General features: G+C 68.4%; 21 protein-coding genes and 1 pseudogene. 15 read left to right on the forward strand and 7 right to left on the reverse strand.

Annotated features, from left to right (window positions below):
• Positions 1–91 precede the first annotated feature (91 nt).
• The 6 genes from D9R14_RS11500 to D9R14_RS11525 form a co-directional block, all read right to left on the reverse strand.
• Entirely contained in the window at positions 92–1,591 is a 1,500-nt protein-coding gene (locus D9R14_RS11500; protein WP_121623478.1) for an amidohydrolase family protein, read from the reverse strand.
• The gene (locus D9R14_RS11505) at positions 1,588–2,652 is read right to left on the reverse strand and encodes an ABC transporter ATP-binding protein (protein ID WP_121623479.1); all 1,065 of its coding nucleotides are present in this window, start codon (positions 2,650–2,652) and stop codon (positions 1,588–1,590) included. The genes D9R14_RS11500 and D9R14_RS11505 overlap by 4 nt, the downstream gene beginning before the upstream one ends.
• Positions 2,649–3,632 (reverse strand): ABC transporter ATP-binding protein, encoded by a 984-nt coding sequence (locus D9R14_RS11510; RefSeq protein WP_121623480.1) that lies wholly within the window; start codon positions 3,630–3,632, stop codon positions 2,649–2,651. The genes D9R14_RS11505 and D9R14_RS11510 overlap by 4 nt, the downstream gene beginning before the upstream one ends.
• Positions 3,629–4,555 (reverse strand): ABC transporter permease, encoded by a 927-nt coding sequence (locus tag D9R14_RS11515; RefSeq protein WP_121623481.1) that lies wholly within the window; start codon positions 4,553–4,555, stop codon positions 3,629–3,631. The genes D9R14_RS11510 and D9R14_RS11515 overlap by 4 nt, the downstream gene beginning before the upstream one ends.
• Positions 4,552–5,535, reverse strand: coding sequence for an ABC transporter permease (locus D9R14_RS11520; RefSeq protein WP_121623482.1), 984 nt, complete (start codon positions 5,533–5,535; stop codon positions 4,552–4,554). The genes D9R14_RS11515 and D9R14_RS11520 overlap by 4 nt, the downstream gene beginning before the upstream one ends.
• 205 nt (positions 5,536–5,740) lie before the next feature.
• Positions 5,741–7,342: an ABC transporter substrate-binding protein gene (locus tag D9R14_RS11525; RefSeq protein WP_121623586.1), complete on the reverse strand. Its 1,602-nt coding sequence runs from the start codon at positions 7,340–7,342 to the stop codon at positions 5,741–5,743.
• Between the two features lie 297 nt (positions 7,343–7,639).
• Here D9R14_RS11525 and D9R14_RS11530 point away from each other — a divergent pair, with 297 nt between their 5' ends.
• From D9R14_RS11530 to D9R14_RS11580, 11 genes are all read left to right on the forward strand, one after another.
• Positions 7,640–8,416 (forward strand): maleate cis-trans isomerase family protein, encoded by a 777-nt coding sequence (locus D9R14_RS11530; protein WP_121623483.1) that lies wholly within the window; start codon positions 7,640–7,642, stop codon positions 8,414–8,416.
• Between the two features lie 20 nt (positions 8,417–8,436).
• Positions 8,437–9,108 (forward strand): GntR family transcriptional regulator, encoded by a 672-nt coding sequence (locus D9R14_RS11535; RefSeq protein WP_121623484.1) that lies wholly within the window; start codon positions 8,437–8,439, stop codon positions 9,106–9,108.
• A gap of 246 nt (positions 9,109–9,354) precedes the next feature.
• Positions 9,355–10,449, forward strand: a complete 1,095-nt coding sequence (locus D9R14_RS11540) for an extracellular solute-binding protein (protein ID WP_170168585.1) — start codon at positions 9,355–9,357, stop codon at positions 10,447–10,449.
• Positions 10,450–10,473: 24 nt separating this feature from the next.
• Positions 10,474–11,331: an ABC transporter permease gene (locus tag D9R14_RS11545; protein WP_170168586.1), complete on the forward strand. Its 858-nt coding sequence runs from the start codon at positions 10,474–10,476 to the stop codon at positions 11,329–11,331.
• Positions 11,328–12,149: an ABC transporter permease gene (locus D9R14_RS11550; RefSeq protein WP_121623487.1), complete on the forward strand. Its 822-nt coding sequence runs from the start codon at positions 11,328–11,330 to the stop codon at positions 12,147–12,149. The genes D9R14_RS11545 and D9R14_RS11550 overlap by 4 nt, the downstream gene beginning before the upstream one ends.
• On the forward strand, positions 12,146–13,228 hold the full coding sequence (locus D9R14_RS11555; RefSeq protein WP_121623488.1) for an ABC transporter ATP-binding protein: 1,083 nt from the start codon (positions 12,146–12,148) through the stop codon (positions 13,226–13,228). The genes D9R14_RS11550 and D9R14_RS11555 overlap by 4 nt, the downstream gene beginning before the upstream one ends.
• Positions 13,225–14,718, forward strand: coding sequence for an amidohydrolase family protein (locus D9R14_RS11560; protein ID WP_121623489.1), 1,494 nt, complete (start codon positions 13,225–13,227; stop codon positions 14,716–14,718). The genes D9R14_RS11555 and D9R14_RS11560 overlap by 4 nt, the downstream gene beginning before the upstream one ends.
• Positions 14,715–15,185 (forward strand): GAF domain-containing protein, encoded by a 471-nt coding sequence (locus D9R14_RS11565; protein WP_121623490.1) that lies wholly within the window; start codon positions 14,715–14,717, stop codon positions 15,183–15,185. Before D9R14_RS11560 ends, D9R14_RS11565 begins: the two co-directional genes overlap by 4 nt.
• Positions 15,186–15,254: 69 nt before the next feature.
• Complete coding sequence (locus D9R14_RS11570) at positions 15,255–16,487, forward strand: amidohydrolase family protein (protein ID WP_121623491.1); 1,233 nt, start codon at positions 15,255–15,257, stop codon at positions 16,485–16,487.
• Between the two features lie 10 nt (positions 16,488–16,497).
• Positions 16,498–17,727 (forward strand): amidase, encoded by a 1,230-nt coding sequence (locus D9R14_RS11575; protein WP_121623492.1) that lies wholly within the window; start codon positions 16,498–16,500, stop codon positions 17,725–17,727.
• A gap of 110 nt (positions 17,728–17,837) precedes the next feature.
• On the forward strand, positions 17,838–18,509 hold the full coding sequence (locus D9R14_RS11580) for a TetR family transcriptional regulator (RefSeq protein ID WP_281042000.1): 672 nt from the start codon (positions 17,838–17,840) through the stop codon (positions 18,507–18,509).
• Positions 18,510–18,547: 38 nt separating this feature from the next.
• Here the strand turns inward: D9R14_RS11580 and D9R14_RS11585 are convergent, their stop codons facing one another.
• Entirely contained in the window at positions 18,548–19,042 is a 495-nt protein-coding gene (locus tag D9R14_RS11585) for an Lrp/AsnC family transcriptional regulator (protein WP_121623494.1), read from the reverse strand.
• A 372-nt stretch (positions 19,043–19,414) separates the two neighbouring features.
• Here D9R14_RS11585 and putA point away from each other — a divergent pair, with 372 nt between their 5' ends.
• From putA to D9R14_RS23545, 4 genes and pseudogenes are all read left to right on the forward strand, one after another.
• Positions 19,415–23,122 carry a trifunctional transcriptional regulator/proline dehydrogenase/L-glutamate gamma-semialdehyde dehydrogenase gene (gene putA, locus D9R14_RS11590; protein ID WP_121623495.1) on the forward strand — a complete coding sequence of 1,236 codons (3,708 nt, stop codon included), beginning with the start codon at positions 19,415–19,417 and terminating at the stop codon, positions 23,120–23,122.
• Positions 23,123–23,350: 228 nt separating this feature from the next.
• Complete coding sequence (locus D9R14_RS11595; RefSeq protein ID WP_121623496.1) at positions 23,351–24,124, forward strand: ABC transporter ATP-binding protein; 774 nt, start codon at positions 23,351–23,353, stop codon at positions 24,122–24,124.
• Entirely contained in the window at positions 24,117–24,818 is a 702-nt protein-coding gene (locus D9R14_RS11600) for an ABC transporter ATP-binding protein (protein ID WP_121623497.1), read from the forward strand. The genes D9R14_RS11595 and D9R14_RS11600 overlap by 8 nt, the downstream gene beginning before the upstream one ends.
• Positions 24,819–24,836: 18 nt before the next feature.
• A pseudogene (locus tag D9R14_RS23545) lies at positions 24,837–25,712 on the forward strand (branched-chain amino acid ABC transporter permease); the annotation flags it as partial.
• Between the last annotated feature and the right edge of the window lie 139 nt (positions 25,713–25,851).

Consider the following 25,851-nt stretch of genomic DNA (forward strand, 5'->3'; position numbering starts at 1 on the left):
GCCGCCTCGGCCTATCTGGCGCGCTCCCCTCCCCCTGCGGAGGGAGCGGGACGGTGTCGACGGTGCGAGGGCCCGGCACGGCTTCCCGATCTCAGTGGCTCAAGCGCGCGGGGAAGGTGTCGGCGGCGATCTCCATGCACTGGCAGCGCCGGAAGATGCGCTCGTAGTGCGGGGAGATGCGCTCCACATCCTTTTCGGATTCGGTGAGCAGCGGCGCGATGCGGGCGTGCGCCTCGGCGATCTCGTCGAGGATCGCCGCCTCGTCGATGCGCGTGAGCTTGCCGTCCTTCTCGATCACCGCGCCGTCCACCATGACGAGGTCGACTTCGGCGCGCGAGGCGGAATAGACCAGCTGTTGCAGCGGGTTGTTGAGCGGCGTGAAGGGGATGGAATCGAGCTTGTAGCCCACGAGGTCGGCGATGCGGCCGACCTCCACCGCGCCCAGCTCCTTCTCGCGGCCGAGCGCGCGGGCGCCGCCCATGGTGGCGGCATGGAACGCCTCGTCCGCCCCCACCCATTCGGTGTGGTCGCCGCGCAGCTTCTGCAGCAGCGCCGAAAGGTAGAGCGCATTCTGCATGTCGGTGCCCTCGATGGAGCCGCAGCCGTCCGTGCCCATGCTCACGTTCACGCCCGCCTTGAGCAGCGCGCGGATGGGCGCGAGGCCCGAGCCGACCTTCAGGTTCGAGGGCGGGTTGTGCTGGATGGTGACGCCGGTGCGCGCCATGATCTCGATCTCGCGCGGGTTCAGCCAGATGCCGTGGATGAAGGCGGTCTTCGGCTTCATGAACCCGATGCGGTCGAGATACTCGATCATGGTGGAGCCGTAGAACAATTGGCCCGTCACCACCTGCATCCGCGTCTCCTGCACGTGGATCATCAGCGGCAGGTCGTAATCGTCCGCCATCCGGCGCACCGCCATCAGGAAGTCTTCCGTGCAGCGCTGCGGCGCCGAGGGCGCGGCGATGTAGGAGACGCGGTTGGTGGACGGATGGCGCGTGCGCGCCAGGCCGGTGACGAAGTCGAGAAGCTCGGCGCCCGAATACATGGGCGTGCCGTCGAGTTCGGCGAGCAGCTCCTTCGGGAATTCCTCGTCCACGAACGGCACGGCGCGGAAGAACGGCTTGTCGAACAGGGTGATGCCCACATTCGCGCGGATGCCGATATCCTCATAGGCCTGGAACACCTGCTCCACGTGCTCGGGGCGGATGCGCGGGCTCTGGTTGGTGTCGTCGCTGATCGTGGTGGTGCCGCTCCGGACCGCCTCGATGGCGCCGATCATGGTGCGCAGATAGATGTCGCGCGCCGAGAACTCGATCGGCTTCAGCGGCCGCACATAGTTCATCCACAGTTCGAGCGGCAGGTTGTCCTTGCGGCCCTTGTAGAAGCCCTCGTGGCTGTGGTGGTGGCCGTTGATGAGGCCGGCCGCCACCAGCATGCGGCGCCCGTCGATCACCTCGCCCTCGGGGGCGCGGGCGCCGGCGGGACGGATGTCGGCGATCAGCCGGCCGTCGATCTCGATGTCGACCGGGCCGGGAGCCGGGGTGGCCGTCTCGCCGAGCAAAGCATGGCAATTGACGATGGTCGTCTTCACGCGGCGTCTCCACTCTGTTCGAGGCTTTGTTGGTCTTTGGGGCGATCGGGTTGCGCGGCGTCGATGCGTCCCTCCGCCACCGCATGGCAGGCGACGGAAACGGCATCGACGCGGATCGGCTCGGGCCGCTCCGCGGCGCAGCGCGCGTCGGCGAGCGGGCAGCGCGGATGGAAGGCGCATCCGGAGGGCGGCGCGAGCGGGCTCGGCACCTCGCCCGAAAGCCGCGCCCGCGGCCGGTGCGGGGCATGGGGATCGGGCACCGTGTCGAGCAGCGCGCGGGTATAGGGATGAAGCGGGCGGGCGAGGATCTGCTCCGCGTCCCCCTGCTCCACGAGGCGGCCGAGATACATCACGCCCAAGCGGTCCGCCATGTGGGCCACCACGGCGAGGTTGTGCGAGATCAGGAGGAAGGTGAGGCCCAGCTCGCGCTGGAGCTGCTTCATCAGGTTCAGGATCTGCGCCTGCACCGACACGTCGAGCGCGGAGGTCGGCTCGTCGCACACCACGAAGGCGGGGTTCGCGGCGAGCGCGCGGGCAATGGAGATGCGCTGGCGCTGGCCGCCGGAGAACTGGTGCGGATACTTCTGGGCATCCTTGGGCGAGAGGCCCACCGTCGCCAGCAGTTCGGCGATGCGGGCATCGAGCGCCGCCCCGCGCGTCATCAGCCGGTGGGTCAGGATCGGCTCGGCGATGATGCGGCCGATGCGCCAGCGCGGGTTGAGGCTGGCGTAGGGGTCCTGGAAGATCATCTGCAGGTTGCGGCGGTAGGGCAGCGCCGCATGCCGGGTCCTGAAGCCGGCGACGTTCACGCCCATGAACGAGACCGCGCCTTTGGTGGGCGCCTGGATGCCGGCGATGGTGCGGGCGATGGTGGACTTGCCGCACCCGCTCTCCCCCACCAGCGCGAAGGTGGAGCCGCGCTCCACCTGGAAATCCACCGCCTCCACCGCGTGCACCGTGCGCCGCTTGGCGCCGGTGACGAGCCGCTTCAGGAGCGGCGGCGAGGCGTCGAACCGCACGGTGAGCTGATCCACCGAGAGGATGATGTCGGTGCCGTTCATGCGGGCACCCCCTCGAACGCCGGATCGGCGAGCCAGCAGGCGACCCGCGCGGCGCCCACCGGGAACGCCGGCGGCCGCTCGGCGGCGCAGCGCGCGAAGGCCTGCGGACAGCGCGGATGGAAGGCGCAGCCGGCGACCGGCGCATCCGGGCGCGGCATGGCGCCAGGGATCTGCGTCAGCTCCTTTTCGCGCCGGCGCATGGAGGGGATCGAGGCCATGAGGCCGCGCGTATAGGGATGGGCCGCGTGCGCGATCAGCTGCCGCGTCGGGCCGATCTCCGCGACGCGCCCCGCATACATGACGGCCACGCGGTCGGCGACCTCGGCGATCACGCCCATGTCGTGCGTCACCAGCATCACCGCGGTGCCGCGCTCGCGGCACATGCGGCGCAGCAGGTCGAGGATCTGCGCCTGGATCGACACGTCGAGCGCGGTGGTGGGCTCGTCGGCAATGATGAGGCGCGGCGCGCAGCAGAAGGCGAGCGCCAGCACCACGCGCTGGCGCATGCCGCCCGACAGTTCGTGCGGATAGGCCTGGAGGCGCTCGCGCGGCGCCGGGATGCCGACTTCCGCCAGCAGTTCGCCGGCCCGCGCCTCACCCTCGGCGCGCGTCATGGGCAGGTGGGTGAGCATGGTCTCGGTGAGCTGGTCGCCGATGGTCATCAGCGGGTCGAGGCTGGTCAGCGGGTCCTGGAACACGGCGGCGATCTCCTTGCCGCGCAGCGCCCGCATCCCCTCCTCGCTTAGCGTGTCGATGCGCCGGCCGTCGAACAGGATGCGCCCGCCCGCCTGGACCGCCGGTGCTTCCAGAAGGCCGAGCACGGCGGTTCCCGTGACCGACTTGCCGGCCCCGGATTCGCCCACCACGCCGAGCACCTCGCCGGCGGCGATCTCGAACGACACGTCGTCGATGGCGACCAGACGCCTTTTGCGGGCGGCGATCTCGACGCGGAGGTTCTCCACCTGAAGCAGCGCGTTCATGAGGCAAGCTTCGGGTTGAGCGCGTCGCGCAGGAAATCGCCGAAGATGTTCACCGACAGGGACAGGAGCACCAGCAGCGCCCCGGGTGCGGCGCTGATCCACCAGTCGCCGGAGAACACGAACTCGTTGCCGATCCGCACCAGCGAGCCGAGCGAGGGCTGGGTGGAGGGCAGGCCGACGCCGAGGAAGGACAGCGTCGCCTCGGTGAGGATGGCGAGCGCGAGGTTGATGGTGGCGATCACCAGCACCGGCCCCAGCACGTTGGGCAATATGTGGGTGAACAGGATGCGCGGCGTGCTGACCCCGATCACCCGCGCCGCCAGCACGTATTCGCGGTTGCGTTCCACCAGGACGAGGCCGCGCACCGTGCGCGCATACTGCACCCAGAACGAGGCGGCGATGGCGAAGACGAGGATCGGCACGGCGAGCGCGTCGTGCACCTCGCGCGGCAGCGCGGTGCGCGTCACGCCGTCGATCAGCAAGGCGATGAGGATGGCGGGAAAGGAGAGCTGCACGTCGGCGATGCGCATGATGACGGCGTCGAGCACACCGCCAAAATAGCCGGCGACGAGCCCCAGCAGCACGCCCACGAGGGCCGCCAGGACGACGCTGGCAAGGCCCACCATCAGCGAGGTGCGCAGGCCGTAGATCATGGCCGAGAGCATGTCCCGGCCCTGCGGATCGGTGCCCAGGAGATAGGTCTCGCCATACATGCCGGCGCTGCCGGGCGGCAGGCGGGCGTCCACCACGTTGGCCGCAGCGGGGTCGAAGGCGTCGTAGGGCGCGATGGCGTCCGCCCCCAGCGCCACGGCGAACAGCAGGACCGCGACGAGCAGCGAGACGATCGCCACCGGCGAGCGGCGGAAGCGGTAGAGAAGGTCGCCGTCCCACCAGGACGCGAGCGTCGCGCGGGCGGCGGTCATGTGGCCCGCCCCGCCGCCCGCGAGCCGCGCACCCGCGGGTCGATGGCCACATAAGCGAGGTCCACCGCCAGGTTGATGACCGCGAAGCACAAGGCGATCAGCACCAGGTAGCCGGCGAGCAGCGGCACGTCCGCGAACTGGATCGCCTGGATCACCAGCAGGCCGAGGCCGGGCCACTGGAACACCGTCTCGACGATGATGGAGAAGGCGAACACGTTGCCGAACTGCAGCCCGACGATGGTGATGACCGGCAGGAGCGTGTTGCGCAGCGCGTGGCGATACTCGATGGCCCGCGGCTTGAGGCCCCGCGCCTTGGCGAAGCGGATGAAGTCGGTGCGCATCACCTCCAGCATCTCGGCGCGGGCGAGCCGCATGATGAGGGCGAGCTGGAACACGCCGAGCGTCACGGAAGGCAGCACCAGCGCCTTGAGGCCGCTCACCGTGAGAAGGCCCGTGGTCCAGCCGCCCAGCGCCACCACCTCGCCGCGCCCGAACGAGGGCAGCCAGCCGAGCCCGACCGAGAAGATGAGGATCAGCGCGATGCCGATCAGGAAGGTGGGCAGCGCCACGCCCACCAGCGACACGGCGAGCAGCACCTGCGAGAGGACGCTGCCCCGGTGGAGCGCGGTCCACACGCCGAGCGGCACGCCGAGGCCGGTGGCGATGACCATGGAGATGAGGGAGAGCTCCAGCGTCGCCGGGAAGCGCTCGCCGATCAGCGCCGCCACCGGCTGGCCGAACCGGTAGGAGATGCCGAAGTCGCCTCGAAGCGCGTTGCCGATGAAGCGGGCGAACTGCACCACCATGGGATCGTCGAGCCCGAGCGCCCGGCGCACCGCCTCGCGGTCCGCCATGCTCGCCGCCTGCCCCACCATGTTGTTCACCGGATCGCCCACATAGCGGAACAGGGCGAAGGCGACGAAGCTCGCCACCAGCAGCACGAGGACGGTCTGACCCAGCCGGCCGAGGAGGAAGCTCATGGGGCGGTCTTCCTGAAAACGATTGGAAATCCAGCCACCATCCCAACCTCTCTCCCCTCGTCATGCCCCGGCTTGTCCGGGGCATCCACTCAGCCGCATCCGTGACGCTCTTGCCACCCGTGACGCTCGCGGACCGGGCCGCCAGAATGTCCTGAAGTGGATCCCCCGGACGCGCCGGGGGACGACCGTCTTGCAGCGACCGCGATCAGTCCAGCGTCACCCACTTCAGTTCCAGGCTGTCGTCGGAGCGCAGCACGGCGTTCACGCCCTTGCGCACGCCCCAGGCGATGCCGGCCTGATGCAGGGGGATGTGGCTGTAGTCGTCCTTGCTCAGCATCATCGCCTCGAAGATCAGGGCATTGCGCTTGGCCGGGTCCACCTCGACCTCGATCTTCTGCGTCAGCTCGTCGATCTTGGGGTTCGAGTAGTTGCCGATATTGTAGGTGCCGATCTTGCCCTCCGGCGTGTTCATCGTGTCCTGGAGGGTGGAGTGGGCATCATAGCTCAAAGGCTGCCAGCCGAGCATGGCGAACGAGGTGTCGCGCGCCAGAACCTTCTCGAAATACTTGCTGCGGGTCTGGGCGTTGAGGTTCACCTTGAGGCCGACGCGCCCGAGCATGCCGACGATGGCCTGGCAGATGCGCTCGTCGTTCACGTAGCGGTCGTTCGAGCAGTCCATGGTGAAGGAGAAGCCGTCCGGATAGCCGGCGTCGGTCAGGAGCTGCTTGGCCGCCTTGGGATCATAGGGTGCGGTGCGGCTGTCGAGCTTGGCGTCATAGCCGTTGATGCCGGGCGCGATCATGGTGCCGGCGACGTGCGAGGTGCCGCCCATGATGCGGTCCTTGATCGCCTCCATGTCGATGGCCTGATAGATGGCCTGGCGCACGCGCTTGTCCTTGAAGGGATTCTTGCCCTTCACATCGGAGGTGTGCAGCTCGTCGCGCTTCTGGTCCATGTTGAGGAACATGGTGCGCAGCTCGGCGCCCTTCAGCACCTTGGCGTTGCCCGAGCCGTCGATGCGCGCGGCGTCCTGCTGCGGGACCGGGTAGACCATGTCCACCTCGCCCGAGAGCAGCGCCGCGACGCGGGTGGCATCGGCCTGGATCGGGGTGAAGATCACCTTGGTGACGTTGGAGGTCTTGTCGCCCCACCAGTTGGGGTTCGGCACCAGCACGGTGCGCACGCCCGCCTGGCGGGTGTCGATCTTGAAGGCTCCGGTGCCGTTGGCATTGGTGGATGCGAAGTTCTCCACCTTCGCCTTCACGCTCGCCGGCGCGGTGGCGCCGTTCTTCTCCGCCCAGTCCTTGCTCATGATGTAGGTGGAGGTGATCTGCACCGGCAGGATGGGATTGGGCTTGGCCATCACGAGGTCGACGGTGTGGTCGTCCACCTTCTTGATGTCGGTGACGGAGGCCACCGTATAGGCCATGTCCGAGCCGTCCTTCTTCACCCGCTGGAGCGAGAACACCACGTCGTCGGCGGTGAAGGGCGTGCCGTCGGCGAACTTCACGCCCTTGCGCAGGTGGAAGCGCCAGGTGGTGGGATCGACCTGCTCCCACTTCTCGGCCAGCGCCGGCACCAGCTCCAGGTTCTTGCCTCGGCCGACCAGCGGCTCGTAGACCTGCCCGAGCCAGGAGAGCGTGAAGGTCTCGGCGAGCGCATGCGGGTCGAGCGAGGCCGGGTCCACGCGATAGGCGTAGCGGAAGACCTTCTCGGGCGCGGTCGGGGCGGGCGCCTGCGCCGCGGCGGGCGCGGCGGCGACGAGAAGCGCGGTGAGCGCGGTGGAGACGAGCAGCGTAAGACGCATGGGGTGATGCTCCTGGAAGGTCATTTTTGAATTCATTTTCTCCTGAAAGTGTGCACCAACTAAGCGGACGCTTAAATATCAAATTGTAGGCATCAAACTCCCGGCGGGACCGGCCGGCTGCCGCACCGCGCGCCAGACCCTGCCTGTTTCCTGTGCAAAAACCGTTGCAACTGCGCGCTTATCGCGGATTGACGAATGTCACGCCGCAGGGCACAGCTAAGGGCAGGTTCCGGCTTCGCTTTGCCGCCTTCTGGCTTGGCGCCGCAGGACGCAGGTTTTCGACCGGATCATTTTTGCATGCAAAATCGAACCCCCGCCCCCCGCTGCCGGATCGGCATGCTGACCCCCTCGTCCAACACCGTGCTGGAGCCCATGACCGCGCGCCTGCTGGCGCCGCTGTTCCCAGACGTGACCGCGCATTTCGGCCGCTTCCGCGTCACCCGGATCGCGCTCGACGATGAGGCCAACGACCAGTTCGGCCAGGAGCCGATCCTCGCCGCCGCCGAGCTTCTGGCCGACGCCCGCGCCGACATCATCGCCTGGAACGGCACCTCGGCGAGCTGGCTCGGCTTCGACTGGGACGCGCGGCTCACCACCGCCATCGAGGCGCGCACCGGGGTGAAGGCGACCAGCGCCATGGCGGCCATCAACGCTTTGATCCGCAAGGACGGGGTCGAGCGCCTCGCGCTCGTGACGCCCTATACTGCGGACGTCGAGCAGAAGATCATCGCCAACTATGCCCGCCTCGGCATTTCCGTGGTCGCGGGACGCCACTGCTCGCTGAGCGACAACTATTCCTTCGCAGAGATCAGCGAGGCGGAGATCGAGGCCATGTGCCGCGAGGTCGCCGCCGCGCGGCCGGACGCCATCGCCATCGTCTGCACCAACATGCGCGGCGCCCTCATCGGCGCCGAGATGGAGCGGCGGCTCGGCCTGCCGGTGTACGATTCCGTCTCGGCGACGCTCTGGGGCTGCCTCGCCGAGCTTGGCGTGCCGGCCGGCGCCCTGGCGCCGTTCGGCTCCATGTTCGCGGCGCCCGACCGGGCCGCCGCCCTCGGCGTCGCGGCACAGTAGGCCGGACGAGGGAGACCAAGGTGGACATCGCCGCAACCGACACGCCGGAGCAGACCACGCTCCACGAGCAGATCGTGGAGCGCCTGCGCGCCGTGCTGCTCGACGGCGAACTCGGCTACGGCGCCAAGATCCCCGAGGCGGAGCTGTGCCTCCGGTTCGGCGTCTCCCGCACGCCTTTGCGCGAGGCGCTGAAGGTTCTTGCGGCGGAAGGCTTCGTCGAGCTGCGGCCGAACCGCGGCGCCATCGTCGCGCCGGTGGACCCGGACGACGTCGCGCATCTGTTCGAGTTCAAGGGCGCGATCGAGCATCGCATCGGCCTGCTGGCCGCCGTGCGGGCCACCGCCGCCGACCAGGCGCGGCTGGAGGAGTGCCACGCGCTGCTGCGCACCCACCCCGAGCCCTCGGCCTACACCGCGCTCAACCAGGACTTCCACCGCGCGCTTGCCGCGGCGACCCACAATCCGGTGCTGGTGCAGACCTATGACAACCTGCAGAAGCGCGTGCTGCGCCTGCGGTTCGTGGTCAACGTGAACCCGGTGCGGGTCGCCCAGTCGTTCGACGAGCATGAGGCCATCATGGTGGCGTTCCGCGCCCGCGCGCGGCTCGACCTCGCCGAGCGCCTGGAGGCCCACAACCGCCTCACGGGCGAGGCGGTGCTGCGCGCCCTGGCGGGGAGCGCCGTCCCAGGCTGAGGACCGCTGCCGCGCGTGGCGAGCGGTGGAGAGAATTTGGGCAGGGCGGCCTGCTGCGGCGCCCAAGGAACCGGCAGCGGTGCGATACATCCATTTGATATCAATGACTTGCGAATGAGTGCGCTGGCCAATCTATCGGCTTGCCGAGTCCCTGTCCGATACGCAAACTAAGTAAGTACTTAATTCATTCGCCGCCATGTCCCGCCGCCCCCGATGCCCGCCGCCCAGACCGCCTGGAGACCCGCAATGTCCTTGAGCCGCAGAGACTTCACCCGCGCCGCCCTCGCCGGCACGGGGCTTGCCGCCACCGGCCTGTCCACCCTCGGCCTGCTGACGCCGGCCCAGGCCGCCGAGCGGCTCCTGGTGGTGCAGTGGGGCGCCAACTGGATCGAGGTATCGAAGCAGATCCTCGCCGAGTTCCAGAAGACCAACGACACCCAGGTGGCGTGGGAGCTGCACTCCGGCGGCTCGGCCGCTGTGGTCGCCAAGATCAAGGCGACGTGGCCGCGCACGCAGTACAATGTGCTCTCCGTGTGGGACCCGGTGTTCCGCGCGATGATCGCCGAGGACTGGCTGCTGCCCATCGACGAGAGCATCGTCACCAACCTGAAGACCATTCCCGACCAGTACATCCAGAAGAACGCCAAGGGCGAGAAGATGACGGTGCCGCTCAGCACCGCCGGCGCCTTCTGGGGCTATCGCGACGACCTGCTGCCGGGCGGCTTCTCCTCGCTGGAAGACCTGCTGAAGCCGGAATTCAAGGGCAAGCTCTGCGTGCCCTACCCCATCAACCTCACGGGCCTGCTCATCGTCAGCGCCGCCATCCAGCGCGGCGGCAACGAGCGAAACCCCGAGCCCGGCTGGGACTTCATCAAGGAACTGGCCTCGAAGGGGCAGATCGGCGAAATCTGCACCTCCAATTCCGAATACATCAACGCCATGGCCACGGGCCGCTATTCGGTCGGCTTCTGGAACAATGGCGGCTGGTTCGCCACCGCCAAGAACTTCCCCGTGAAGCTGAAGAACCGCATGCCCGACAACAAGGGCTTCCTCTACAACGAAGGCTTCTGCGTGCTGAAGGGCTCGCCCGCCAAGGCGGCCTTCGAGTTCGCGAACTTCTTCGCCGAGCCGAAGATGAACGAGATCTACAACATGCCGCTCGGCTCGGGCCCCACCCAGCCCTCCGCCAAGGCCAACCCGATGATCGCGGACTGGTACTACACCCCGGAAGAACTGCCGAAATATGCGTACTTCGCGGACTTCGCCTATCTCTCCTCGGTGATGAACGAGTGGAATGCCCGCTGGGAGCGGGAGATCGTTCCCCTCGTGCGGCGCGGCTGACCGGGCCGCGTGAGCGCCATGGCGATGCGGCGTCCCTCCCTGAGCACGGCCCTGTTGTGGCCGGCGCTCCTCGTCATGGTGCCGCTGCTGCTCGGCCCGTTGCTCCTGCTCGCCCACGAGAGCCTCAAGCCGTTCGTGGGCGGGCGCATCGGCGGCGACGAGAGCGGCGCGCTCACGCTGCAGAACTACGCCCAGATCGCCGACCCGCAATATGTGCGCTACTTCCTGGACACGTTCCGGGTCGGTCTCCTCGCCACCGCCTTCGCACTGGTGCTGGGCTTTCCCGTCGCGCATTTCATCGTCCGCCGCGCCGGGCCGACGATGCGGCGCCTCATGGTGGGCGGCCTGGTGGGCACGCTGTTCCTGTCCATCATCGTGCGCGTCTACGCCATCGCCATGACGTTCGGGCCGCACGGCCCGCTCTCCGATTTCAGCCGTCTGTTCGGCATCTCGGCATCGAGCCCGGACGGGGCGGAGCTGATGGTGGTGCTCGGCCTGCTCAATTCCACGCTGCCGCTGGTGGCGCTGACGCTCATCGGCACGCTCCAGAACATCAATCCGCGCCTGGAGGATGCCGCGCTCTCGCTCGGCGCGCCACGCTGGAAGACCTTCTTCCAGATCACCGTGGCCATGAGCCTGCCGGGCATCCTGTCCGCCGCGATCATCGCCTACGCCTTCTGCATCAGCAATCTGGTGGTGCCCATGCTGGTGGGGCGCGGCTTCATCGTGTTCGTCTCCAACCTCATCTATTTCCGCTTCTCGGAAGTGGCGAACTTCCCGAGCGGCGCCGCGCTCTCCATGGTGATGATGGTGATCTCGGTGGCGCTGTTCTACGGGCTGCTCTCGCTGGTGCGCAGCCACTGGCAGGAGGCGGGCAAATGAAGCGCTTCGCGGATGCCCTGTTCCAGACCGCCTACCTCTCGCTGGTGACGCTGTTCGTCGCCTTCTCGGTGATCCCGGTGGTGGTGGCGGTGGTGCTGTCGTTCGATGCGCGCGGCTTCGTCGGGCCGTTTCCGCCGACGCAGTTCTCGCTGCGCTGGTACGACCGGTTCCTCGCCGACAGCTATTATCACGACGGCCTCGTCACCAGCCTGGTCCTCGCCACGAGCGCGACCTTCATCGCCACCGTCGTCGGCGCGCTGGCGGCCATCGGGCTGCATCACGCCACCTTCCGCGGCAAGGGCCTGATCCAGGCGGCGCTGCTCTCCCCCCTGGTGATCCCCAACGTGGTGCTGGGCTTCGGCGTGCTGATCTTCGCGAGCCGCCTCGGCATCCTCGACGGCATGACGCGGCTCATGATGGGCCACGTGCTCATCACCTTTCCCTATGTGATGCGCACCACCGCCGCCTCGCTGGTGGGCATCCGCGCTTCCTATTATGAAGCGGCGCTGAGCCTCGGCGCGAAGCCCCTCGGCGCGCTGTGGCAGGTGACGCTGCCTCTGGCGCGCACCGGCATCATCGCCGGCGCGGTGTTCGGCTTCGTCACCTCGTTCGACGACGTGGGGGTGAGCCTGTTCCTCACCGACGCCTTCACCTTCACCTTGCCGGTCGCGATCCTCGCGCAGATGCGGGCGAACCTCGACCTCACCATCGCGGCGCTGTCGGTGATGTTCATCGTCGCGACCGTGCTTATCATCGTCATCCTCGATCGCGTCGCCGGCCTCGACGCCATCACCGGGCGCGGAGTTTACGGGCGATGATCCAGTCGGTTCTCGATCTCCAGCACGTCACCAAGCGCTTCGGCGACACGGCGGCGGTGGACAACGTGACCTTCGAGGTCGCGCGCGGCGAGATCGTCGCTCTGCTCGGGCCGTCCGGCTGCGGCAAGACCACGACGTTGCGCATGATCGCCGGCTTCGAGCAGCCGGACGAAGGACGCATCTTCATCTCCGGCGTGGACGTCGCCCGCAAGGCGCCCTACGAGCGCAATGTCGGCCTCGTGTTCCAGGACTACGCGCTGTTCCCGCACATGAGCGTGGCGCAGAACATCGCCTTCGGCATGAAGAACCGCGGCGTGCCTGCCCGCGACATCGCCCCGCGCATCGCCAGGGTGCTGGAGCAGGTGCGCCTGCCGGGCATCGAGGGCCGGCGCCCCTCCCAGCTCTCCGGCGGCCAGCAGCAGCGCGTGGCGCTCGCCCGCGCGCTCGTCACCCGGCCGGACGTGATGCTGCTGGACGAGCCGCTGTCGAACCTCGACGCGAAGCTCCGGCTGGAGCTCAGGCACGAAATCCGCGCCATCCTCGCCACGTTCGACTGCACCTCCATCATCGTCACCCACGACCAGGAGGAGGCCATGGGTCTCGCCGACCGCATCGTGCTGATGAACAAGGGCCGCATCGAGCAGGTGGACACGCCGGTCGGGCTCTACCAGCGGCCGCAGACGCTGTTCGCCGCCGACTTCATCGGCCATGCCAACTGGATTTCCGGCACGCTCGCGCGCCGGGCCGCCGAGGCGGGCGTGGTGGAGACCAAAGTCGGCGGCATCGCGGTGGCGCCGGGCGCGGTCGCGGACGGGCCGGTGACGTTGTGCATCCGGCCCGAGCGGCTCGCCATCGTCGCAGCGGACGCGCCGGCCGACACGCGCCTTGCGGCGGTGGTGGAGCGGCTGGACCCGGTGGGCGCGGACCTGCGCATCTGGTCGCGCCTCGGCGACGGCACGCTGGTGCAGTCGCTGGAGAAGAATGTGGGCCGCGCGCTGCCGGCCCCCGGCGTCGGCGTCACGCTGGGCTTCAAGGTCGCCGATTGCATCGTCCTTCCTGCCGACGGAGCCGCCCGATGACCGCCCGCCCCCTCGCCATTCGCGGCGGCCTCGTCGCCTTCCCCACCGACGGCGTGGTGCGCGCGGCGGACCTGCTCGTCATCGACGGCCGCATCGCCGACATCGCCGCGCCGGGCACCCCCTTCCCGGAGGACGCCGCGGCGATGGACGCCGCCGACCGGCTGGTGATGCCGGGCCTCATCAACGCCCACACCCACAGCCACCTCGCCATCGCCAAGGGCGTCTCGCGCTCCTGGACCCTGGAGCTGCACCTCCACAACGGACCCTGGACCGGCGGCGGCCAGGCCTTCGCGGACCGGCATCTGCTCGCCCAGGCGAGCGCCGCGGAGATGCTGCTGAAGGGCTGCACCGCCTGCTACGACCTCGTATTGGAGATGCCCGCGCCGACGCCGGAGGGCCTCTACGCCACCGCCGCCGGCTATGCGGATGCCGGCATGCGCGCCGTGGTGGCGCCCATGATGGCGGACCGCACCTTCTGGCAGGCGATCCCCGGCCTGATGGCGGCGATCCCGGAAAGCCTGAGGCCTGCGGTCGAGGCGATCCGCCTCGCCGGCGCCGATGCCGCGCTCGAAGCCTGCGCCCGCATGCTGGAGGACTGGCCGCACGACCGCACGTTGGTGCGCCCGGCGCTCGCCCCCACCATTCCGCACCACTGCTCGGATGTCTTCTGGACCGGCTGCCGCGCGCTCGCCGACCGGCACGGCGTCGGCCTCCACGCGCATCTCGCGGAATCGAAGATCCAGGGGCTGGTGGGGATCGCGCGCTATGGCGAGAGCCTCACCGCCCATCTCGACCGGCTCGGCATCCTCGGGCCGGACTTCACCGCCGCCCACGGCATCTGGCTCGACGCCGACGACATCGCCTTGCTCGCGCGCCGGGGCGCCTCGGTGGCGCACAATCCATCGAGCAACTTCCGGCTCGGCAGCGGCATCGCCCAGGTGCCGGCCATGCGCGCCGCCGGCCTCAATGTGGGCATCGGCTCGGATGCCTGCAGCTGCTCCGACCACCAGAACCTGTTCGAGACCATGCGGCTCGCCTCCTACCTCTCGCGCACCGCCTCCTTCGATCCCGACGACTGGCTGACCCCTCAGGACGTGTTCGCCATGGCCACCACCGGCAGCGCGAAGGCGCTGGGCATCGCCGACATCGCCGGCGACATCGAGGTGGGGCTCGCCGCCGACCTCGTCTTCCTCGACCTCGGCTCGGTGAACTTCACGCCGCTGAACGATCCGCTCTACCAGATGGTGTTCGCCGAGGAGGGGCGCAGCGTGCGCCGCGTGATGGTCGGCGGGCGGGTGGTGGTGGAGGATGGGGCGCTGACCACCATCGACTATCCCGCCTTGCGCGGCCGGCTCAACGATCGGGCGCGCGAGATCTTCGCCGCCAACGGGCCGCGGCGGCAGGAACTGGCGGCGCTGGAGCCGTTCGTGAAGCATTTCTGCGTCGGCCTCGCGGAGGGCCGGTTCGCGCTTGAGAGAGAGACGGCATGACGGCGAGGAGTTTCGCGGCGGCGTTCGAGCCCATCCTGAGCACGCTCATGGACCGCACCGGCGCCATGCGCTGCACGGTGCGCATGGATTTCCCGGCCATGGGCCTCAGCGTGAACGTGCCGTGCGCCGAGGTGCTGGCGCTGGGCGCCGCCTCCATGATGGAGAGCCGCTCGGTGGACCACCGCCGCGCCCGCACCGTGCGCTGGGTCGAGGCGAACCGCCGCACATTGGTGCAGGGCGACGTGTTCGCCGACCCGGCGCTCGCCCCGCCGCCGGCTTTGGTGCGCCAGTTCGGCACCACGGCGCAGATGGTGGCGCCTCTGGTCGGCACGGACGGCTATCTCCTGGGCTGGACCTCGGCCCACTTCGCTGGCGGCCCGCGCGAGTTCGGGCCCGGCGAGATTGCCGCCATCGAGGCGGCCGCCGCGGCGGTGCTCGCGGTGCCCGGCATGCCGCTGGACATCTGAGATGACGCGCCCCCAACTCCCACCCCCTTCGGCCGCCCGGCCGCCGTGCACCGCGAGGAGCCCCGATCCATGGATCTGATCGTCAAGCACGCCCGCCTGCCCCACGATCCGGGGCGCGAAGTCGACATCGGCATCGAGGGCGGACGCTTCGTCGCCATCGAGCCGTCGATCGCCGCCGATGCCGAGGTTCTGGACGTGGCTGGCCGCCTCGTCTCCCCCGGCTTCGTCGAGACCCACATCCACCTCGACAAGTCGTGCATCCTGGAGCGCTGCCACGCCCAGCGCGGCGACCTCGCGGAAGCCATCGGCGAGGTCGCGAAGGCCAAGGCCAAGTTCACGCCGGAGGACGTCTATGCGCGCGGCAAGCGCACGCTGGAGAAGTGCATCCTCAATGGCACGACGCGCATGCGCACCCAGCTGGAGGTGGATCCCGGCATCGGCCTGCGCGGCCTGGAGGGCATCCTGCCGCTGATCGACGAATACAAGTGGGCCATCGATATCGAGATCTGCGTGTTCCCGCAGGAGGGCCTGCTCAACAATCCCGGCACCGACGAACTGATGGTTGAGGCGCTGAAGCGCGGCGCCCGCGTGGTCGGCGCCGCGCCCTATACCGACAAGAGCCCGCACGGCCAGATCGACCGCGTGTTCGAGATGGCGCGGGAGTTCGACGCCGACATCGACATGCATCTCGACTTCGGCCCCACCGCCGAGACGCTCGACCTCGATTATGTGTGCGAACTGGCGAACAAGTATCGCTGGGGCGGACGCACCGCCATCGGCCACGTCACCAAGCTTGCGGCCGCGAGCCCGGAGCGCTTCAAGGCCGCGGCCCAGTGCATGTGCGACGCGGGCGTCGCGCTCACCGTGCTGCCCTCCACCGATCTGTTCCTGATGGGCCGGGAGAGCGAGGCGAACCAGCCGCGCGGCGTGACCCACACCCACAAGCTGCTGCACCACGGCGTGAACTGCTCGCTGTCCACCAACAATGTGCTGAACCCGTTCACGCCGTTCGGCGACTGCTCGCTGATCCGCATGGCGAACCTCAATGCCAACATCTGCCATATCGGCGCCACCGCGGACATCCGCGAGTGCTTCAACATGATCACCGAGCGCTCGGCGCGGCTCCTCAATGCCCGCGACTACGGCCTGGAGGTGGGCAAGGCCGCCGACTTCGTGGTGCTGGACTGCCAGACGCCGGAAGCCGCGGTCGCCGAGCTCGCGCCGGTGCTGTTCGCCTACAAGCGCGGGCGGCGCACGGTGACACGGCCGGCGGCTTCCCTGCATCGCCCGACTTCGCACTGAGCGCGCCCCGATGACCGAAAGCAGCCTTCCGTTCTTCCGCCCGCCGGCCGAGCCCTATGGCGCGTTCTGCCAGGACAACCACGTGGCGGTGGCCGCGACCGCGCCCGGTCCGCTCTCCGGATTGTCGTTCGCCATCAAGGATGTGTTCGACGTGGCCGGCAGCCGCACCGGCTTCGGCCATCCCCGATGGCTCGCCACCCACGGGCCTGCGGCGGAGACTGCGGCCGCGGTGAGCACGCTGCTCGACGCCGGCGCCGACCTCGTCGGGCGCACCATCAGCGACGAGCTGTGCTACTCCATCGCCGGCGAGAACCTGCATTACGGCACGCCCGTCAATCCCCAGGCGCCGGACCGCATTCCCGGCGGTTCCTCTTCGGGCTCGGCGGTGGCAGTGGCGGGCGGCATCGTCGATTTCGCCATCGGCACCGATTGCGGCGGATCGGTCCGCGTGCCGGCGGGCTATTGCGGGCTCTACGGCATCCGCCCCACCCACGGGCGCATCCCGCTCGACGGAGTGGCACGCTTCGCGCCCCGCTTCGACACGGTTGGCTGGTTCGCCCGCGACCCCGAGGTGCTGCGGCGGGTGGGCGAGGTGCTGTTCGGTGCGGGACGCCGCGGCGGCTTCACCCGCCTTGTGATCGCCGACGACGCCTTCGCGCGCTGCGACGCCGGCATCCAGCCTGTGCTGGCGGGGGCGCTCTCCCGTCTCGGCGCCCTGTTCACGGAGCGGGCCAGCGCGGACCTGAGCCCCGAGGGGCTCGACCAATGGCTGGACACGTTCCGCATCCTCCAGGCCGGCGAGATCTGGCAGTCTCTGGGCGGCTGGATCGAAGCGGAGAGACCGGAATTCGGCGTCGGCGTCGGCCAGCGTTTCGCGGCCGCCGCCGAGACCGCGCCGGCCGACGTGGACGCCGCCCGCGCCCGTGCGGAAGAGATCGCCGAGGGGCTGGCGGCGCGGATCAGCGAGGGCGACCTCGTGGTGCTGCCGACCACCCCCGGCCCTGCTCCGCTGCGCACGACATCCTCAAGCGAGGTGGAGACCGACTACCGGCGCCGCGCCATGGAGATCCTCTGCGTCGCCGGCATCGGGCGCCTGCCCCAGGTCACGCTGCCGGTGGGCACGGTGGACGGGGCGCCGGTGGGATTGTCGATCCTCGCCCGGCGCGGCAAGGATATGGACCTTCTCGATATCGCGGCGCGGGCCGGCTTCGGCGTCCCGGTGCCGCCGGAGCGCCGATGACAGCCGGACCGCCAAAGCGCGCGAGAGCAGACAAGCCTGCGATCAAGTCCGCGGCAAAGCTGGCGGCGAAGGGGAGGCCGGCGCCTGCGCGCAAGGATCTCGCTGGAGCCGTGCCGCTTCCGGCCACAGGAGCAGCCGCGCCACTGACGCGTTCTCCCGCCCGGCGCAACGCCGCAGCGACGCGCCAGCGCATCCTTGAGGCGGCCATGGCGGAATTCTCCGATCACGGCTTCAGCGGCAGCCGGATCGACCGCATCTGCGCCACCGCCGACGTCAACGTGGGGATGATCTACCATTATTTCGGCAACAAGGACGATCTCTACCTCGCCGCGCTAGAAGCCTCCTACAAGATCATCCGCGAGCTGGAGCAGACGCTGGACGTGAACGGCCTCGACCCCGTGACGGCCATGCGGCGGCTGATCGAGATGACCTTCGACTTCCTCGCCGGCGATCCCCATTTCGTACGTCTCATCATGAACGAGAACCTGATGATGGGACGCACCGCGCGCCGCTCGCAGACCATCCCGCATCTCACCCAGCCGCTGCTCTCCTCGCTGCGCACCATCCTGAAGCGCGGGCAGACGCTGCGGGTGTTCCACAAGGACATCGACGCCGAGAACCTCTATGTCTCGATCCTCGGCCTCAGCTTCATCCACGTCTCCAACCGCCACACGCTGGGCACCATGTTCCAGCAGGACTTCGCGGCCTCCGACTGGTTGGCGAAGCGCCGGGCGATCGTGGTCGACATCCTGACGAGCTACCTGTCGGCCGATCCGGGATAAGGCGCGCGGCCGGCGTCGCGGTCCCGAGGGCGCGGGCGTCATCCCTTCATCTTGCCGAAGCTATTGCCGGACTCCTTGACCGTCTCCATGGCCACGTTGGTGGAAGTGCTGGCGACGTAAGGCAGGCCGGAAATGCTTTCCCCCAGGATCAGCCGGTACCGGCGGATGTCCCGCGTGCGCACCTTGAGCAGGTAGTCGAAGCGCCCGGCGATCATGTGGCATTCCTCGACCTCCTTGATCTTCTTCACCGCAGCATTGAATGCCGAGAGGGCCTTTTCATCGGTCTGGGTCAGCTTCACCTCGGTGAACGCGACGTGGTCGAGCTCCATCTTCGCGGGGTTCAGGATCGCCTTGAAGCCCTCGATGTAGCCGGTGCTGAGCAGCCTCCTGAAACGCGCGAGACACGGCGTCTTCGACAGACCGACGCGTTCTGCAAGGTCGGTGATCGACATGCGCCCGTCTTCCGCCAGAACGTCGAGGATTTTCCGATCGAACTCGTCGATCGGACCACGATCGAGGCCTTCCTTGGTCATGATGCCCGGTCCTTCGGTCACTGATTGATCGCACCGGCCAGCGCGTTGGGCCATCAAGCCCGGATCGCCGACGCCGGCACGGCTGTGAGAACGGCGCGTCCGTGCCCGGCCGCCGGCTCCGCAAAACGCGCAGCAGCACTCCGGATGAGATGGTCATTTACACCAAAAATCATGCAATTTTGATCTTTTTGACCTATATAATAAAAAATTTCAGTCCAAATGATTTTATTCGGTGCGATTTGAAGCCTGATCGAATCCAGCTCAGATGCTAGTCTGCAAGCGGCAAGATTGGAGCAGAGAGCACGCGCTCCGCGCCCCGCCAGCGAGCAGGGTCGCGCCGCCGTTTCTCGCGAGACTTTCACAGGAGCCGAGATGCCAGATATCGCCTCCAACACCGCACCGGGCCTCGAAACCGGGTCGCCGCAGCCGTTCGCGCAGTTCGCGCCGGCGTGGCGGCCGCACGGGGAACTGCGCCGCGCCATCACGGCCGCCTGCCGTCGCCCCGAGCAGGCGTGCGTTCCTCCGTTGGTCTCCGATGCCAGGCTCTCCCCGCAGGTGAAGTCGGCGGTCGCCGGCACGGCCCGCAGCCTGATCGAGGCGCTGCGCGCCAAGCGCAGGGGCGGCGGCGTCGAGAGCCTGATCCAGGAATATGCGCTCTCCAGCCAGGAGGGCGTGGCGCTGATGTGCCTTGCGGAGGCGCTCCTGCGCATTCCCGATACGGCCACGCGCGATGCCCTGATCCGCGACAAGATCTCTACCGGCGACTGGGATGCCCACCTCGGCGGCGGGCGCTCGCTGTTCGTCAACGCGGCAACTTGGGGCCTCGTCGTCACCGGCAAGCTGACGTCCAGCGTCAATGACCGCGGGCTGGCGGCCGCGCTGACCCGCCTGATCACGCGCTGCGGCGAGCCGGTCATCCGGCACGGCGTCAGCTTGGCGATAGGCTTGATGGGCGAGCAGTTCGTCGCCGGCGAGACCATCGAGGAAGCGCTGAAGCGGGCCCGCCCGCTGGAGCAGCGCGGTTTCCGATTTTCCTACGACATGCTCGGCGAAGCCGCCATGACCGAGGAGGACGCCCAGCGCTACCATGGCGACTACGAACGCGCGATCCACGCGATCGGCAAGGCCTCGGATGGGCGCGGCGTCTACGAAGGTCCTGGCATCTCCATCAAGCTGTCGGCGCTCCACCCGCGCTACTGCCGCGCGCAGGCGGAGCGCGTCAGGACCGAGCTGCTGCCGCGCCTGAGCGCGTTGGCCCGGCTGGCTCGGCATTATGATATCGGCCTCAACATCGATGCCGAGGAAGCGGACCGCCTGGACCTGTCGCTCGATCTGCTTGAGGAGCTGAGTGCCGATCCGCAACTGGCAGGCTGGCAGGGCCTCGGCTTCGTCGTCCAGGCCTATGGCAAGCGCTGTCCCTTCGTGCTCGATCACATCATCGATCTTGCCCGTCGCTCCGGCCGTCGCATCATGGTGCGCCTCGTCAAGGGCGCCTATTGGGACGCCGAGATCAAGCGCGCCCAGGTCGACGGGCTCGAAGACTTCCCGGTCTACACCCGCAAGGTCCACACGGACGTCGCCTACATCGCCTGCGCCCGCAAGCTGCTCGCGGCCGCAGATGCCGTGTTCCCGCAGTTCGCCACGCACAATGCCCAGACGCTGGCGAGCGTCTATCACCTCGCGGGACCGGATTTCGCGAGCGGAAGCTACGAGTTCCAATGCCTGCACGGCATGGGCGAGCCGCTCTATGACGAGGTGGTCGGAAAGGATTGTCTCGACCGCCCGTGCCGCATCTACGCGCCGGTCGGGACGCATGAGACCCTGCTCGCCTACCTGGTGCGCCGTCTGCTCGAAAATGGCGCGAACTCGTCTTTCGTGAACCGCATCAGCGATCCCGAAACGAGCGTCGATGCGCTGATCGCGGACCCGGTCGACATGGTCGAGGCGATGCCGGCAATCGGCCTGCCGCACGACCAGATCGCCCAGCCCCGCGATCTCTTTGGTGCCGAGCGCGCCAATTCCGAGGGGCTGGACCTGTCCAGCGAGGCGGTGCTGGCTGCGCTGTCCCGCACCCTCGCCGCAACCGCCGCCGCGCCATGGCATGCCCTGCCGCTGCTTGCCGACGGCTCCGCGCCCGGGGTTGCACGGCCGGTCCTGAACCCCGCGGACCATGGCGACATCGTCGGCCAGGTGACGGAGCTGCCGGCGGAAGCCGCGGCGAGGATCGCCCGCCTCGCTTTGGAGGGCGGGCCGGCCTGGGCCGCCACGCCGCCCTCGGAGCGGGCGGCCTGCCTGGAGCGCGCGGCCGACATCATGCAGGCCCGCGCGGAAACGCTGATGGGTATCGTCATGCGCGAGGCGGGCAAATCCGCCGCCAACGCCGTGAGCGAGGTGCGCGAGGCGATCGACTTCCTGCGCTATTACGCGGCCGAGGCCCGCCGCACCCTCACGCCCTCCTGCGCGCCGCTCGGCCCGGTGGTCTGCATCAGCCCGTGGAACTTCCCGCTGGCGATCTTCACCGGCCAGGTGGCGGCCGCGCTGGCCGCGGGCAACAGCGTGATGGCCAAGCCCGCCGGCGTGACGCCGATCATCGCCTTCGAGAGCGTGAAGATCCTGCATGAAGCCGGAATTCCACGCAGCGCGCTCCAGTTCACCCCGGGCGGCGGGGCTCTCGGAGCGGCGATCGTGGGCGCTCCGGAAACGGCGGGCGTCATGTTCACCGGCTCCACCGCCGTCGCCCGCGGCATCCAGACGACGCTTGCCGACCGTCTTTCGGCCCACGGCAGGCCGATCCCGCTGATTGCCGAAACCGGCGGGCAGAACGCCATGATCGTCGATTCTTCGGCGCTGCCTGAGCAGGTCGTGGCCGACGTTCTCGCATCGGCATTCGACAGCGCCGGCCAGCGCTGCTCCGCGCTGCGGGTGCTGTGCCTCCAGGAGGACGTGGCCGAGCGAATGCTCCACATGCTCAAGGGAGCGCTCAGGGAACTGCACATCGGCCGGACCGACCGGCTGAGCGCCGATGTCGGCCCGGTGATCACCGCGGACGCGAAGCGCGAGATCGAGGCGCATATCGCCCGCATGGGCAGCCTCGGCTGCAGGATCACACAGCTGGAGCTGCCCGCACACGCGTCGGGCGGCACGTTCGTGGCCCCCACCCTCATCGAGCTGGACCACCTCTCCCAGCTGGAGCGTGAGGTGTTCGGCCCGGTGCTGCACGTGCTCCGCTATCGGCGCGAAGGCCTTGACCGGCTGATCGACGAGATCAACCGCACCGGCTACGGCCTGACCTTCGGTTTGCACACGCGCCTGGACGAGACCATGGCGCACGTCCTGTCGCGGGTGAAGGCGGGCAACCGCTACGTCAACCGCAATATCATCGGTGCCGTGGTGGGGGTGCAGCCGTTCGGCGGGCGGGGGCTGTCCGGCACCGGGCCGAAGGCCGGCGGCCCGCTTTATATCCGGCGCCTTGTCCAAAGGGCGCCGGAGCATGGCCGCGCGCCCTCACCGTCCGATCCGGCGCTTGGCCATCTCATCGGTTGGCTTGAGGCCCAGGGGCTGCAATCCGACGCCGCCGCCGCCAGGAGGTGCGCCGACCGCTCGGAGCTGGGGCTGGAGCGCACGCTTCAGGGACCTGTCGGCGAACGCAATCTCTACGCGCTGCGTCCGCGCGGCCGGATTCTGGCCGTGCCGCTCACCGCTTCAGGCCTGTACCGCCAGCTTGCGGCGATCCTCGCCACCGGGAACGAGGCGGTGATCGATGCCTCCGTCGACAGCTTGCGCGCGGTCATGAGCACCATTCCGGCGCTGCTCGCCAGCCGCATCTCCTGGAGCACTGACTGGGAGGCGGACGGTCCCTATTCAGGCGCACTCATCGAGGGGGACACCGAGCGTGTGCGCGCAGCCAATCTGCGCATCTCGCAGATGAGCGGGCCGTTGATACCGGTCCAAGCCGCATCGACCTCGGATCTCTTGGCTGATCCTGACACCTACGGCCTGAATTGGCTGCTCGAAGAGGTCTCCACCTCGATCAACACGACCGCCTCGGGCGGCAATGCGAGCCTGATGGCCATCAGCTAGCAGGCGGAGCCACTCGGCCGCCAAGCGCCCCCGAACGGCACGGCGTAGCAATCGACGCGCCGTTCGGGATCGGCCCGCTGCATCCCGAAGAGGGATTTTCGCTCACCGGCGGTGCGCACATTTTCTAGTCATGACCCGTCAGTTTTTTCAGCGATGTTGATCCGAAATTTTGTTGACGATCGGAAACTTTATTCTCACGATGGAGAGGAACAGCAACGGGCATCGGCGATGAACAATGCGGACTACGCGCTGGAAGCAAAGGGCCTGAGCCGCGAGTTCGGTGGATTCTTCGCCGTCAGGAGCGTGGATTTCCGTCTGGCCCGCGGCAGCATCCACGCCGTCATCGGTCCGAACGGGGCCGGCAAGACCACGCTGTTCAATCTTCTGACGAAGTATCTGGCGCCCTCCGCGGGGGCCATCCTCCACGACGGGGAGGACGTAACGCCGCTCGCCATGGCGCAGATGGCGCAGCGCGGCGTCGTGCGCTCGTTCCAGATCTCCGCCGTCTTCTCCGGATTGAGCGTGCGCCAGAACCTGGAGCTTGCCCTGCTGCGCCCCGCCGGCATCGCGTGGAATCTTCTTGGCCTGGTGTCGCGCCGTCCGGAAGTCGCCGAGCGCGCCAATGCGCTGATGCACCAGTTCGGCCTCGTGGAATATGCCGACGCCCTTGCCGGCAACCTGCCCTACGGCCGCAAGCGCGTGCTGGAACTCGCCACCACGCTCTCGCTCGAACCCAAGGTTCTGCTGCTCGACGAGCCGATGGCCGGCCTCGGGCGCGAGGACATCGGCCGCATCACAGATCTGATCCGCGCGGCGGGAAAGGGACGCACCCTGCTTCTGGTCGAGCACAACATGAAGGTGGTGGCGGAACTGGCGGAGCGGATCACGGTCATGGTCCGCGGCGAGATCCTGGCCGAAGGAAGCTACCAGGAGGTCTCTTCAAGGTCCGACGTGATGGCGGCCTATACGGGTCAGACCGGCGCGGGAGCCGCCCATGGCTGAGACGCTCACGGTCGACCGGCTTGAGGCGTGGTACGGCGATTCCAAGGTGCTCCACGGCATGGACTTCAACATCCGCGCCGGAGAGGTTGTCACGCTGCTCGGGCGCAATGGCGCCGGCAAGACCACGACGCTGAAGGCCATCATGGGCCTGATGGAGCGCCGCGCCGGGTCGATCCGGGTCGATGGCGCCGAGATCATCGCCGCCGCCCCCTATGATATCGCCCGCAAGGGCCTCGCACTGTGCCCGGAGGAGCGCGGCATCTTCTCCAGCCTGAGCGTGCGCGAAAACCTCCTGCTGCCGCCCGCGCTGGCCAAGGGCGGGATGACGATCGCCCAGGTTCTCGACCTGTTTCCGAACCTGAAGGAGCGCCTCGACAGCCAGGGCACCAAGCTCTCCGGCGGCGAACAGCAGATGCTGGCGCTCGGCCGCATCCTGCACACCGGCGCACGCATCCTCCTGCTCGACGAGCCGACCGAGGGCCTGGCCCCGGTCATCATCCAGCAGATCGGCCGCACCATCGAGAAGCTCAAGGCGCTCGGCTTCACCATCCTCCTGGTCGAGCAGAACGTGGCGTTCGCCTCCGGCCTCGCGGACCGGCACTACGTCGTCGAGCTTGGCCGGGTCGTCGACGAAATCCCCGGGCCGGAGCTCGATGCCCGGCTCGATACGCTCAAGACCTACCTCGGACTGTGACGGGAAGGCCCGCTCGCGATGACCATGATCTTCGGCGTTCCCGCTGCCGTCCTGTATGGCCAGCTGCTTCTCGGCCTGATCAACGGCTCGTTCTACGCCATGCTCAGCCTCGGGCTGGCGGTGATCTTCGGCATGATGAACATCGTCAACTTCGCCCATGGCGCGCAATACATGCTCGGCGCCATGACCGCGTGGCTGCTTCTTAATTTTCTTGGCATCGGCTACTGGTGGTCCCTGCTGCTGGCCCCGCTGATCGTCGGCGCAAGCGGCCTCGTAATCGAGCGCTTCCTGCTGCGGCGGCTCTACAAGCTCGACCACCTCTACGGCATGCTGCTGACCTTCGGCCTGGCGCTGATGTTCCAGGGCATCTTCACCAATGCCTTCGGCTCGTCCGGCCAGCCGTACAAGATCCCGCCGCTGCTCTCGGGCGGGAGCAATCTCGGCTTCATGTTCCTGCCGAACTATCGTGCCTGGGTCATCGTCGCCTCGCTCACCGTGTGCCTCACGACCTGGTATGTCATCGAGCGCACGAAACTCGGCGCCTATCTGCGCGCGGCCACCGAAAACCCGATGCTGGTCCAGACCTTCGGCATCCGCGTGCCGCGCATGATCATGCTGACATACGGCGCGGGCGTGGCGCTCGCCGCCCTGGCCGGGGTGCTCGCCGCGCCGATCTACCAGGTCGGTCCAACCATGGGCGTCGACCTCATCATCGTCGTCTTCGCGGTGGTGGTGATCGGCGGCATGGGTTCGATCATGGGCTCGATCGTCACCGGCTTCATGGTCGGCCTGATCGAGGGGTTGACCAAGGCATTCTATCCGGAGCTGTCGAGCACGATCGTGTTCGTGCTGATGGCCGTGGTGCTGCTGCTGCGCCCGGCGGGGCTGTTCGGCTCCAAGCCGGAGCCTGCGGGCGCGGCGCATCAGGAGAAGCTGGAGATCGCCGGCCCGAACCCGCGCAGGCAGATGATCGCTTTCGCCGCCATGGCGGCGCTGTTCGCCCTCGCGCCCCTGGTGGTCTATCCCGGCTTCA

The organism is Xanthobacter tagetidis (assembly GCF_003667445.1).
GTDB classification, from domain to species: Bacteria; Pseudomonadota; Alphaproteobacteria; order Rhizobiales; family Xanthobacteraceae; genus Xanthobacter; species Xanthobacter tagetidis.